We start from the raw sequence: 12,322 nt of genomic DNA, 5'->3' as shown, positions 1-12,322 counted from the left end.
GTCTTGACCTGGGCTTGGTTTGTCAATTTGCAATCTTGCCAAAAAATCCATTCAATCATAAAAACTATCAACTCTTATATATGACATAAGAGTTGATTTGCGGTAAACTACGTCTCGCGACTTTTACACAAAGTGCTTTTGCTCAAAGCTTATTGACTCAAGCTTACGCGCTCTCATTATCTTGACCATGGATAGGACACAACATGCTTAACAGCACGCAGCAGCAAATTCCGGTGACGCTTATTCCCGGTGATGGTATCGGCCCTGAAATCGTTGATGTGGTTGTGCGCGTGTTTGATGCGCTCGGCAATCCATTCGCATGGGAAACACAACAAGCCGGCGTCAATGCGCTGGAAAAAGGCGGTGATCTGCTGCCGCAAGTGACGCTCGACAGCATCACCCGCACCGGCCTCGCGCTGAAAGGCCCGCTGAGTACGCCTATCGGTGGCGGCTTCCGCTCCGTCAATGTGCGCCTGCGTGAAACCTTCCAGCTGTATGCGAATGTGCGTCCTGCGCGCACCATCGTGCCGGGCGGCCGTTACGAAAAAATCGATCTGGTGCTGGTGCGCGAGAATCTTGAAGGTCTGTACGTTGGTCACGAACACTACGTACCTATCGGCGACGATGCACACGCAGTGGCGATGGCGACCGGTATCAATACCCGTGCCGGCAGCCGTCGTATTTCCAAGTTCGCATTCGACTATGCGGTGCGCAACAATCGCAAAAAAGTCACCATCGTGCACAAGGCCAATGTGCTGAAGGCATTGACGGGCCTGTTTCTGGAAACGGCAAAGCAGGTCGGACTCAATTACGCCAATCAAGTCGAGTTCGATGATCGCATCGTCGATGCGTGCGCGATGCAACTGGTGCTCAATCCCTGGCAGTTCGACGTTATCGTTTCCACCAATTTGTTCGGCGACATCCTGTCCGATCAAATCGCCGGTCTGGTGGGCGGCCTGGGTATGGCGCCGGGTGCGAATATCGGTGAACGTACGGCCATTTTTGAGGCAGTGCATGGTTCCGCACCGGATATCGCCGGCAAAGGCATGGCCAATCCAACCGCGCTCTTGCTGGCAGCCGCATTGATGCTGGAGCACAAGGGTTTGAACGAAAAAGCCAGGTTTTTGCGTGATGCCATCGATTCCGTATTGAGTACGGAAAGCGGCCGTACCGCCGATCTGGGCGGTACCGTATCGACTTCCAAATACGGTGATCTGCTGATCGAACGTATTCGCGACTCCAAATAATCAGCCGCTGTATCCGGGCTGTATTTGGCTTGTATTTGTGATGCGTTGAAAGCAGGACGAAAGCGCATCGTGCGGAACAGGCACGATGCGCTTTTTCATTTCAGTTGCCGCTTAACGCTTCCGGTTGAACCGTTCTCTACGCCGTTATCAGTGCCGCACGTATCTGCTGCAAGGCCGACGGATCTTCTATCACTGATAAATCGCCGGGATCGCGCCCTTCGCAAATGGCCTGGATCGAGCGACGCAGCAATTTGCCGGAACGCGTTTTCGGCAAGGCTGTCACAAAGTACACATGCGATGGCCGGCCGATAGGGCCGAGTCGCTTGTCCACTACCTTCATGATTTCTGCTTCCAGCTTTTGCGCATCTTCGGGCGTTGCTGCGGTCGCATTCTTCAGGATGACAAAGGCCACCGCACACTGTCCCTTGATGGCATTTTCAACACCGACGACGGCGACTTCCGACACATGGGCGTGGCTGGAAATGCTTTCTTCGATTTCGCGCGTACCCAGCCTGTGACCGGCGACATTGATGACATCATCGGTGCGGCCGAGGATGAAGTAATAACCATCGGCATCGCGTATGCCCCAGTCAAAGGTCGAGTAGACTTCGCGCTTGAAATTGCGCCAGTAGGTATTGACGAAGCGCTGGTCATCGCCGTACAGGGTTTGCAGGCAACCGGGCGGCAGCGGCCCTTCGAGGACGACCACGCCTTTTTCATTGGGCGCACATTCTTCACCGGTCTCTTCATTGATGATCTTGCCCTTGAAGCCATACATGGGCTGACCGGGGCTGCCTGAACGTGCGGGTTTGTCGCCTATGCCTTTGGCGATCGAGATGGTCGGCCAGCCGGTTTCTGTCTGCCAGAAATTGTCGATGACAGGTACGCCGAGTACACCGGATATCCAGTCGGAAGTGGTTTGATCCAGCGGTTCGCCTGCCAGATAGAGTGTCTTGAGCGAGGATAGATCGTGTTTCTGCAACAGTTCCAGCGGTTGTTTTTTCAGTACGCGAATGGCGGTCGGGGCTGATGACATGCGTGTGACTTTGTATTTTTCGACGATACTCCACCATATCGACGCATCCGGTCGTATTGGCAAACCTTCATACAGTATGGTTGTCATGCCTGCCAGCAAAGGGCCGTAGATGATGTAAGAGTGGCCGACCACCCAGCCGATATCCGAAGTACAGAAAAAAGTTTCGCCCGCCTTGCTGCAAAAAATCAAATCCATCGAAGTGGCCAGCGCCACCGCATAACCACCGACGTCGCGTACGACCCCTTTTGGTTTGCCGGTAGTGCCGGAGGTATAGAGGGTGTAGGACGGCGCATTCGATTCCAGCCATACCACCGGCACCACTGCATTCAAATGTTTTTCGCGCAGCGCGGCGTAGTCGATGTCACGCTCGGGCACCATCTTCATGGGAGCAAGGCCGCGATTGACCATCAATACATGTTTCGGTTTGTGTTGCGCCAGCACGATGGCTTCATCAAGCAATGACTTGTAGGGCGTGACGTGACAACCGCGTGAACCGGCATCGGCCGAGATGATCAAGACCGGTGTCGCATCATCGATGCGGGTCGCCAGACTGTTCGATGCAAAGCCGCCGAATACCACCGAGTGGATCGCACCTATGCGCGCGCAGGCCAGCATCGCGAATGCGGCTTCGGCCATCATCGGCATGTAAATCAGTACGCGATCACCTTGCTTTACGCCCAGTGCCTGCATCATGGCCGCGCTGCGATTGACCTCTGCATGCAATTGCGCATAAGTATAAGTGGTCTCCGTGTCCGTCTCGGTGGAGATGGCGACCAATGCAGGCTGATCGGCACGCGTTGCCAGATGGCGGTCTACCGCGTTGTAACAGAGGTTGGTTTCGCCGCCGACAAACCATTTGGCAAACGGTGGATTGTCGTAGTCCAGTGTGCGTGTGAATGGCTTGTGCCAATCGATACGCTTGGCCTGCGTGGCCCAAAAGGTGTGCGGGTCATCAACTGATAGGCGGTAAAACACGTCGTATGCTGCGGCATCGAAACTCATAAGTCTCCTCCGACCAGATAAATACTGCTGTCATCTCGTTCTTATAGTGAAGCGGTCTGCGCCGATGCCGGCGCAGACGGTACCGCCAGGCTAGATCACATACATATCCACGTATTCATGGACAGGCATCGCTTCCAGCTTCTTCTGATCCAGCGATACATCCAGAATTCTCTGTTGCTGTTTCGTCGGGAACTGCCGTGCCAGATTGATCTTGAATTTGGCTTCCAGCAGCGGAATGCCTTCCTTGCGGCGACGTGCATGGCCGACCGGATACTCGACGATGATTTCCTTGAGCTTCTTGCCATCCTTGAATTCAACTGTCAGCGCATTCGCAATCGAACGCTTCTTCGGATCGTGATAATCCTTGGTGAAGGCAGGATCTTCCACGCACACGATTTTGTCGCGTAGTACATCGATGCGTTTGTCGGCGGCGACGTCGTCTTCATAATCGGATGCGGTCAGACGGCCGAAGATCAGTGGTACGGCAACCATGTATTGAATGCAGTGATCGCGGTCGGCTGGATTATCGAGCGGGCCTTTTTTATCGATGATGCGTATGCAGGCTTCGTGCGTGCGTATGGTGATCTTCTTGATGTCTTCGACTTTCTTGCCGGACTTGGCCAACTCTTTGTGCAAGGTCATCGCAGCTTCCACCGCGGTTTGCGAATGGAACTCGGCCGGGAAGGAAATCTTGAACAGCACGTTTTCCATCACATAGGATTCGTACTTGCGCTGGAATTTGAAGGGCTGGCCTTTGAACAGCACATCGTAGAAGCCCCAGGTCTTTGCGGTCAACACCGATGGATAACCCATCTCGCCAGTTTTCGCGATCAGTGCGAGCCGTACAGCGCGTGAAGTTGCATCGCCGGCCGCCCATGATTTGCGCGAACCGGTATTGGGTGAATGGCGGTAAGTCCGCAATGACTGACCATCGACCCATGCCAGGGACACCGCATTCAGAATTTCATCGCGTGTCAGACCGAGCATTTCTGCCACGACCGCAGTCGAAGCCACCTTGACCAGCACCACGTGATCGAGCCCGACTTTGTTGAAGGAATTTTCCAGTGCAATGCAGCCCTGAATCTCATGCGCCTTGATCATGCCGGTCAGCACGTCGCGCATCGTCAACGGTTTTTTACCGGCGGCCACAGCATTGCGCGATAACCAGTCGGCTGTGGCCAGGATGCCGCCCAGATTGTCGGATGGATGGCCCCATTCTGCCGCCAGCCAGGTGTCGTTGAAATCCAGCCAGCGGATCATCATGCCGATATTGAATGCGGCCTGTACCGGATCGAGCTGAAATTGCGTGCCCGGGACTTTCGCGCCATTCGGCACGATCGTGCCCGGCACTATCGGCCCCATCAATTTTTTGCATGCCGGATATTCCAGCGCTTCCAGACCGCAGCCGAGTGTATCGATCAGGCAATTGCGCGCGGTGTCGTAGGCGAGTTTGGAAGAAATTTTGTACTTGGTGACGTAGTCAACGATATCGACCAGTACCTTGTCGTATTTAGGGCGGACATTTGAAATATGAGCAGACATGGGATTCCCGTGATCGTGGTTAATTAGAAATGAAGCGGTAGGCGAAACATGACCCTTACTTGCGCTGGGCAAGCGGAACGAAAGCCAGATCTTCCGGGCCGACATAGTGTGCGGAAGGGCGGATGATCTTGTTGTCTATGCGTTGTTCGATGATGTGCGCGGCCCAGCCGGAAGTGCGCGCGATCACGAAGAGTGGCGTGAACATTGCAGTCGGTACGCCCATCATGTGATACGACACAGCCGAGAACCAATCCAGATTGGGGAACATTTTTTTGACGTCCCACATCACGGTTTCCAAACGCTCGGCGATGTCGAACATCTTCATCGAATCTGCATCCCTGGATAGCGTGCGGGCGACTTCCTTGATCATCTTGTTGCGCGGATCGGCTATCGTGTAGACCGGATGGCCGAAGCCGATCACGACTTCCTTGTTCTCCACGCGGCGCTTGATGTCGGCTTCTGCTTCGTCCGGGCTCTCATAACGTTTTTGAATTTCAAATGCGAACTCATTTGCGCCGCCATGCTTGGGGCCGCGCAAGGCGCCGATCGCGCCGGTGATGGCGGAATACATATCGGAGCCGGTGCCGGCAATCACGCGAGCAGTGAAGGTGGAGGCGTTGAATTCGTGCTCGGCATACAGAATCAGCGAGGTGTGCATCGCTTTTTCCCACAGTGCAGATGGCTTTTCACCGTGCAGCAAATGGAGGAAGTGTGCGCCTATCGAGTCGTCGTCGGTTTCGACTTCGATGCGTTTGCCGTGATTGCTGTAGTGATACCAGTACAGCAGTATCGAACCCAGCGATGCCATCAAGCGATCGGCGATATCGCGCGCGTCCGGCGCATTGTGGTCGTCTTTTTCCGGCAGCATACAGCCGAGTACCGATACCCCCGTGCGCATCACATCCATCGGATGCGAGGCCGCCGGCAACCATTCCAGCGCAGCCTTGACGTTGGCAGGCAAGCCGCGCATGGATTTCAATTTGGTTTTGTAGGCTTTCAGTTCTGATGCAGTCGGCAATTTGCCGTGTACCAACAGATAGGCAATTTCTTCAAACTCGCAGCTGTCCGCGATGTCCAGAATGTCGTAGCCGCGATAGTGCAAGTCGTTGCCGGTCTTGCCGACGGTACAGAGTGCGGTATTACCGGCGGTCACGCCGGATAGTGCGACTGATTTTTTCGGTTTGAAGCCTGCTGCTTGTTCACTCATGCCTGTCTCCTTATGTATTCTGGACCATCAAGGGATTACTTGTCGGCGTATTTCTTTTCTAATTGATCGAATAGAGGTTTGTTGACCAGACGCTGGCGCTCGGCAAATAGTGCGACCAGATTTGGATCTTCGTCGAGCCTATGCGTGTCGCGTAAGACGGTCAGTGCTTTTTGCATGCCGGCTACTGCGCCTTGCAGTGCTGCATTTGCGTACAGCACGATGCCGTAGCCAAGTCCGGCGAGTTCATCGGCGCTGAAGATAGGCGTCTTGCCACCGATGACCAGGTTGACCAGTTGCGGCTTGTCCAGTGCTTGCGGCAGGCGGCGTATTTCATCTGCGGTTTCGGTGGCTTCGACAAACAGGATGTCGGCGCCGGCTTCGCTGTAACGTGCCGCGCGTTCCAGCGCATCGTCGAAACCGTGCACACTACGCGCATCGGTGCGCGCCATGATCAACATGCCTTCATCGCTGCGCGCATCGACGGCGGCGTGGATTTTGCCGACCATTTCGGCGCAGGAAATAACTTCCTTGCCGTTGAAGTGGCCGCAGCGTTTGGGAGAGACCTGATCTTCCAGTTGCACGGCGTCAGCGCCGGCACGTTCGAGTGTGCGTATGGTGTGGCGTACATTCAAGGCATTGCCGAAGCCGGTATCGGCATCGACGATGATGGGGATATCGACCGCATCGCGTATGCGTGCGGTGTGGTCGGCCAATTCATTCAAACCGATGAAGCCTTGATCCGGCATGCCGAGGTACATATTGGTTACGCCGGCGCCGGTGATATAGAGAGCTTCGAAACCCAGGTCGGCAATCACGCGTGCCGACAGCGCATTGAACGCACCCGGCACCAGCAGGCCGCGCCGGGCATACACCTTGTCGCGCAACACTTGCTTGCTGCTTTTTGACTGACTGCTCATTGAATATCCTTTTGCCGAGGTGTTTCATGAAAGTGCCTGCTCTTCATATGGGCAATGGGCGTGCCATGCTGTGTCTGACGCATCCATTTGTGAGAGATGACCTTGGTAGTAAGCAACAAATTCATTACAAATCAAATGCTTGGGAGTTTTTGCTGCTTGCTGCAGGGATAGGCGGAATCTGCGCAGCAGTCAAAAGCCGTGTTACATTTGAAACGTTTGAAACGCGCGAGTGAAACATGAAACGTTCGTCCTCTCCTTTTCGCGATAATGCCGACAAACCTGTCATCTGGACCGTATCGATTTCGCGTTTGTTCGAGTTATTCCGCGACATCACGCTGGAGTTCGACGATCAGGCCGACATCGAGCCGATACACCTGGGCTTTGAAGATGCGGTGCGCCACATCCGCGAGCGGCTGGCGACCGAACGTTGCGATGCTGTGATTGCCGCCGGCTCGAACGGCGCATATTTAAAAAGCCGTTTGTCGGTGCCCGTCATCATCGCCAAGGCTAGCGGCTTCGATGTGATGCAGGCATTGGCACGTGCGCGCAAGATCACGCCAGCTATCGGGCTGATCACCTATCAGGAAACCATGCCGGCGCTGGCCGAGTTTCAAACCACCTTCGGCTTGAATATCGCGCAACGTACTTATGTCACGGAAGAAGACGCGCGTTCGCAAATCGATGAATTGAAAAGCGCCGGCATCAAGGCCATTGTCGGCGCCGGGCTGATCACCGACCTGGCGGAAGAGGCTGGCCTCACTGGCGTCTTCGTTTATTCCTCCGCATCGATACGCCAGGCGTTTGAAGATGCACTGGAACTGGCGCGTCTGACGCAACTGGAAGCGACACGCGGCCGCAGCTTCCCGGTGGCCGATACCTTGCGCGCCAAACATCACATCAAGGATTTGCGCGGCGACTCTGCTGCGATGGAAAGCGTGCGGCAATCCGTCACCCTATTCGCCAAATCGCCTGCCACGGTATTGATCCAGGGCGAAACCGGCACCGGCAAGGAACTGGTGGCGCAAGCGATGCACCGCGCCCATCCGCTGATGCAGGGCAAAACCCAGGCCGGCCATCCCTTCGTCGCCGTCAATTGCGGTGCCTTGGCGGAGTCGCTGTTGGAGTCTGAATTGTTCGGCTATGAAGAGGGTGCGTTTACCGGATCACGCCGTGGCGGACGTGCGGGTTTGTTTGAGGCTGCACATCGCGGTACTTTATTCCTCGATGAAATCGGCGAGATGCCTTTGTCTTTGCAAACGCGCTTGTTGCGGGTGCTGGAAGAGCGCGAAGTGGTGCGCGTCGGCGGTACCCGGCCGATTCCTGTCAGCGTACGCATTATCAGCGCGACGCATTGCGATCTGGATGCACGGGTCAGGGAAGGGCGTTTCCGCGCAGACTTGTTTTATCGTCTGAGTGTATTGCGGCTGAGTTTGCCCCCTTTGCGCCAGCGCCCCGAAGATGTGCCCGCACTGACCGAATGGTATTTGAAAAACGCACTGGCATCGCTGGATGTCAGGCCGCACGCCAATTTGCATGCAGAGATATTGACTTGCCTGCCTTTGCTGGCGTCGTATGCCTGGCCGGGCAATGTACGCGAACTGCGCAATTTGATGGAGCGCCTGGCCTTGTTTTTGGCGGCGGCGCCATTGCAGGCGCTGACGCCGGCCTTCCTGAAAAGTATTGCACCGGAATTGTCTGCGTCGCTCAACGATGTGATTGCTGTGGCGTCTCATGCTGTCCTGGCACAGGAAAGAACAGAAACGCTGCAGCAAGTATTGCAGCGTCACCACGGCAATCGTGAAGCGGCGGCAAATTATCTGGGCATCAGCCGCACGACCTTGTGGCGCAGACTGCAGCTGGCGGACCATGCAGATGACAAGCCGGATTGAAAAAGCGATGGCGATTTGCTGATCGAACGGATACGCGATACAAAATAATCTGTCGCTGTATTCGGCTTGTATTGATGGGGTGTTGAAAACAGGATGTAAGCGCATCGTGCGGAACAGGCACGATGCGCTTTTTTATTTCAGTTGCCGGTTTTGCGTCTTGATATCGGCGCGTGTCGGTATGCGCAGCACGACCAGTGCGCCTATGGCGCCGAGCAGCAGCAGTGCGCCCTGTACCCACGGCCGGTCGGAGAAAGCCCAGACCGAAAAAGAAATGGTCAGCATCATCGTGCCCACGGCCACGTATTTGGTGCCGCGCGTGAGACTGCGATGCCGTTCCCAGTTGCGCAGCACCGGTCCGAGCAGACGATGCTGCAGCATCCAGCGATGCACACGTGGCGAGGCCTTGGCGAAACAGGCTGCCGCCAGCAAAACAAAAGGCGTAGTCGGCAGGCCGGGCAGGAAAATGCCGAGCACGCCCAGCAACAAGGCCAGTCCGCCAGCCAGACCGTACAGCAGTCTAGCGACGCGGGATCGGGGCTGCTTGGCGATGGGACGGATGGCCCCTGCACCGGTGTGCTCAGGACGCATGCGGGCAAGCAGCGAAGATGCCTGGTCGCGCATGGATCGCGGGTGCATAAGGGGTAATGTAATCGTGCTGGAGCATGCCATCTCTTCTATTGACGCGTGGATGACGGCAAGAATACCCGTCTTTGCAACGGTGCGCCAAACTTCGGCCGGTATTCATTGAGGCAATGGGAGTCGCGTTCAGCAAGCGCAGCAGAGCCGTGTATTTCGCTGCGCTGTGCCGGCCTGCTGATGCGCAAAGAAGCAATTTCTCTCAACGTGGCAATTCAAGCAATTCCGTGTTCAGCGTTGCTTCGTTGGTCAGATAACGTTCAACCAGCTGGTAGAAGCGCGCATAGAATGGTTCTGCGGAAATGGTTTCACTGGCGACTTTGACCAGCGAGTCATCGCTCGATGAAAAAGGCAGCGATACTGAACCGAGCGCACCCACCCCGAGGCTGGCTGAATTGTTGACCTTTTTCAGCGCATAACGATCTTCCAGTGCATTCACAAATATCGAAGCGACATTGTCACCCAGATTATCCGCCGCACACACTACGCGGAATGCGATCTGTACGTGCACATCGTTTTCCGGTTGAAAACTCTTGCGGCCATCGACCTGATTGGCATTGGCGGCGCTGATGATATAACCCTGGCTGAGCAAGGCGCGCCGCGCCGCTTCGCAGGCAGCATAGGCGGATACCGGGAAACGACGCGTATAAATGTCGGCCGAGTCGAACTTCTCCTCCGTGTAGACGATGGGTTTGGGGCCGGCACAGCCGGTAAGAAGCATAAAAAATGCTGCCTGCATGAACAGGGCGCGATAACTGAATTGCATAAGGTGGATTTTATCTGTTTGAGTGCGTATGCGTGGCAATACGCCATGTGTGGACAAGCCCATCAGGTAAAAATTCCATTTAATTTCCTGTTTGCCTGCGTTCAGGGTGCAATCGTCAAGTGTTTGCAAATTACCAAGCCGAAAAAAACCCGGCAGAGCCGGGGTTTTTTTGATGCCGCGGAGAGCAACGGGAGGGGGGTTAAAATTCCGTCCAATCGTTGCTGTTGCTACCTGCATTCGCGAAGGAGATCTTTTGCGATGCGGCCGGTGCAGCTTTGTTTGCAATCGTGCGCGGCGCCGGATTGACCTTTGCATGTGAGCGAGCCGTCGCGGGTTTGCCTGCATCCGCTGCCTGGATTTGCGCATTGTCGAGCTTGAACACACTGACTACTTCAGAAAGATGGGTGGCTTGATCCTGCAGCGATTGCGATGCTGCGGCCGCTTCTTCCACCAGCGCCGCATTTTGTTGCGTTACCTCATCCATTTGCGTGATGGCCTGATTGACCTGTTCAATCCCGGCGCTTTGCTCACGGCCTGCCGCAGTAATGTCAGTCATGATGTCGGCGACACGCTGGATGCCATCGACGATCTCTTTCATCGTGGTACCGGCCTGTTCCACCAGTTTGCTGCCGGCATCAACCTTCTCGACAGAGTCGCCGATCAGCTGCTTGATTTCCTTTGCCGCCGAAGCGGAGCGTTGTGCCAGGCTGCGCACTTCAGATGCCACCACCGCAAAGCCGCGTCCCTGTTCGCCGGCACGTGCGGCTTCCACCGCCGCATTCAGCGCCAGAATATTGGTCTGGAATGCGATGCCGTCGATGACGCCGATGATGTCCACGATTTTTCTGGAAGACTCGGTAATCGATCCCATCGTATCGACAACTTGCGAAACCACTGCGCCGCCACGTACCGCAGTACTGGAGGCATGGACTGCGAGTGTGCTGGCCTGTTGCGAATTTTCTGCATTCTGTTTGACGGTGGACGTGATTTCCTCCATCGAAGAAGCGGTTTCTTCCAGCGCGCTTGCCTGTTCTTCCGTGCGGGCCGATAGATCCAGATTGCCTGCCGCAATTTGTCCCGATGCGGTGGTGATGGTGTCGGTGCCGGTTCTGACCTGGCTGACTATGCTGGCCAGACTGTCGCGCATCTCGCGCATCGCGAACAACATACTGTCTTGATCCTTGGGGCGTAAATCGATGGCGACTGTCAGATCGCCGGCTGCAATGCGCGACGCAACGCCAGCTGCATAATTCGGCTCGCCACCTAACTGGTGTTTCAAGTTGCGTGTAATCAGTACGCCCAGGAGGATGCCCGAAAAGGCACTCAAGATCACCAGCAAGACCATGAATGCGCGGCTGGAATCATACAGTTGTTCGGTTTCTACATACGCCTCTGCAGCGCGCGCCTCTTTTTGCTTGGACAATTCTGCCACTACATCGCCCAGCGTATTCGCGTGTACGCGGGTTTGCGCCATGCTGGCAGTTAATTCTGCACTGCGCTGTTGTAGCGGTTCTTTATCTGCCAGCGTCAATGCCTGCCACATTTCCTTTTCATAATTTTGCGAAACGCTTGCGTATTGTTCAAACAGCGCTTTGGCTCTATCGCTGAAAAAGAGTGGACGGGCTTTTTCCAGATTCTCTTTGGCGGAGACTAGATACTTTTTGATATTTTCTTTATTCAGTGTGCGTTCTTCTTCTGTCGTCGATAGCAAGACATTGCCGCGCGCACGACCAATGAAAAGCAGGTTGATATTGACTTCCTTGATATAAGACAAGCCCAATAACTCCTTGTTATAGATGTCGCCGGCCTTGTCGTTGATTCGGCCCATGTTGTATATGCCGATGCCGGCAACGATGGCGCCGGCTACCGACAAAATCAAGAAACTGGAAATCAGCTTGGTCCCTACAGTCATGTTTTTAAACATATCCTTGCTCCTGTTAAATGCCAGTTGATGTATGCGAAAGCGTACGTAAACAGCGTCCGGCCTTGTGGCCGGCAAAAGTGAAGCATGGTTCTCATTACTGATCAGGCTGGAGTTGGTGGCGACTCCGGGTACCAGAGGTATTTCAATGCAAAGACC

The 12,322-nt window shown here is 55.1% G+C and carries 10 protein-coding genes; 3 read left to right on the top strand and 7 right to left on the bottom strand.

What is annotated here, in order from left to right; genetic code table 11:
- The first annotated feature begins 203 nt into the window (after positions 1–203).
- On the top strand, positions 204–1,247 hold the full coding sequence (locus ACIQW9_RS11435) for an isocitrate/isopropylmalate dehydrogenase family protein (protein WP_402336764.1): 1,044 nt from the start codon (positions 204–206) through the stop codon (positions 1,245–1,247).
- Between the two features lie 136 nt (positions 1,248–1,383).
- On the opposite strand, the gene ACIQW9_RS11430 is transcribed toward ACIQW9_RS11435, so the two are convergent.
- The 4 genes from ACIQW9_RS11430 to ACIQW9_RS11415 form a co-directional block, all read right to left on the bottom strand.
- Positions 1,384–3,285 (bottom strand): propionate--CoA ligase, encoded by a 1,902-nt coding sequence (locus tag ACIQW9_RS11430; protein ID WP_402336761.1) that lies wholly within the window; start codon positions 3,283–3,285, stop codon positions 1,384–1,386.
- A 90-nt stretch (positions 3,286–3,375) separates the two neighbouring features.
- Positions 3,376–4,827, bottom strand: coding sequence for a bifunctional 2-methylcitrate dehydratase/aconitate hydratase (locus ACIQW9_RS11425; RefSeq protein WP_402336758.1), 1,452 nt, complete (start codon positions 4,825–4,827; stop codon positions 3,376–3,378).
- Between the two features lie 55 nt (positions 4,828–4,882).
- Entirely contained in the window at positions 4,883–6,034 is a 1,152-nt protein-coding gene (gene prpC, locus ACIQW9_RS11420) for a 2-methylcitrate synthase (protein WP_402336756.1), read from the bottom strand.
- 35 nt (positions 6,035–6,069) lie between these two features.
- A complete protein-coding gene (locus ACIQW9_RS11415) occupies positions 6,070–6,951 on the bottom strand; it encodes an oxaloacetate decarboxylase (RefSeq protein WP_402336753.1) in 882 nt (293 codons plus the stop codon).
- 26 nt (positions 6,952–6,977) lie between these two features.
- Between ACIQW9_RS11415 and ACIQW9_RS11410 the strand changes: the two genes are divergently transcribed.
- Together ACIQW9_RS11410 and prpR are read left to right on the top strand one after the other, a co-directional pair.
- Positions 6,978–7,184: a hypothetical protein gene (locus ACIQW9_RS11410; protein ID WP_402336752.1), complete on the top strand. Its 207-nt coding sequence runs from the start codon at positions 6,978–6,980 to the stop codon at positions 7,182–7,184.
- A 3-nt stretch (positions 7,185–7,187) separates the two neighbouring features.
- Positions 7,188–8,840 (top strand): propionate catabolism operon regulatory protein PrpR, encoded by a 1,653-nt coding sequence (gene prpR, locus ACIQW9_RS11405; RefSeq protein ID WP_402336749.1) that lies wholly within the window; start codon positions 7,188–7,190, stop codon positions 8,838–8,840.
- A 132-nt stretch (positions 8,841–8,972) separates the two neighbouring features.
- Here the strand turns inward: prpR and ACIQW9_RS11400 are convergent, their stop codons facing one another.
- The 3 genes from ACIQW9_RS11400 to ACIQW9_RS11390 form a co-directional block, all read right to left on the bottom strand.
- Positions 8,973–9,476 carry a YbaN family protein gene (locus tag ACIQW9_RS11400; RefSeq protein WP_402336746.1) on the bottom strand — a complete coding sequence of 168 codons (504 nt, stop codon included), beginning with the start codon at positions 9,474–9,476 and terminating at the stop codon, positions 8,973–8,975.
- A gap of 202 nt (positions 9,477–9,678) precedes the next feature.
- Positions 9,679–10,242: a DUF2242 domain-containing protein gene (locus ACIQW9_RS11395; RefSeq protein WP_402336743.1), complete on the bottom strand. Its 564-nt coding sequence runs from the start codon at positions 10,240–10,242 to the stop codon at positions 9,679–9,681.
- A 199-nt stretch (positions 10,243–10,441) separates the two neighbouring features.
- Positions 10,442–12,154 carry a methyl-accepting chemotaxis protein gene (locus ACIQW9_RS11390; protein ID WP_402336741.1) on the bottom strand — a complete coding sequence of 571 codons (1,713 nt, stop codon included), beginning with the start codon at positions 12,152–12,154 and terminating at the stop codon, positions 10,442–10,444.
- Positions 12,155–12,322: the final 168 nt, after the last annotated feature.

The organism is Herminiimonas sp. NPDC097707 (assembly GCF_044761395.1).
Lineage (GTDB): Bacteria > Pseudomonadota > Gammaproteobacteria > Burkholderiales > Burkholderiaceae_D > Oxalicibacterium.
Note: the sequence above shows the minus strand (reverse complement) of the source record. Positions and strands in the feature narration are given on the sequence as shown.

Excerpts from the sequence above, each read along its gene's own strand:
- ACIQW9_RS11430 (WP_402336761.1), bottom strand. The coding sequence starts at position 3,285 with ATGAGTTTCGATGCCGCAGCATACGACGTGTTTTACCGCCTATCAGTT.
- ACIQW9_RS11425 (WP_402336758.1), bottom strand. The coding sequence starts at position 4,827 with ATGTCTGCTCATATTTCAAATGTCCGCCCTAAATACGACAAGGTACTG.
- ACIQW9_RS11410 (WP_402336752.1), top strand. The coding sequence starts at position 6,978 with ATGAAAGTGCCTGCTCTTCATATGGGCAATGGGCGTGCCATGCTGTGT.
- ACIQW9_RS11415 (WP_402336753.1), bottom strand. The coding sequence starts at position 6,951 with ATGAGCAGTCAGTCAAAAAGCAGCAAGCAAGTGTTGCGCGACAAGGTG.
- prpR (WP_402336749.1), top strand. The coding sequence starts at position 7,188 with ATGAAACGTTCGTCCTCTCCTTTTCGCGATAATGCCGACAAACCTGTC.
- ACIQW9_RS11390 (WP_402336741.1), bottom strand. The coding sequence starts at position 12,154 with ATGACTGTAGGGACCAAGCTGATTTCCAGTTTCTTGATTTTGTCGGTA.
- ACIQW9_RS11400 (WP_402336746.1), bottom strand. The coding sequence starts at position 9,476 with ATGCACCCGCGATCCATGCGCGACCAGGCATCTTCGCTGCTTGCCCGC.
- ACIQW9_RS11435 (WP_402336764.1), top strand. The coding sequence starts at position 204 with ATGCTTAACAGCACGCAGCAGCAAATTCCGGTGACGCTTATTCCCGGT.
- ACIQW9_RS11395 (WP_402336743.1), bottom strand. The coding sequence starts at position 10,242 with ATGCAATTCAGTTATCGCGCCCTGTTCATGCAGGCAGCATTTTTTATG.
- prpC (WP_402336756.1), bottom strand. The coding sequence starts at position 6,034 with ATGAGTGAACAAGCAGCAGGCTTCAAACCGAAAAAATCAGTCGCACTA.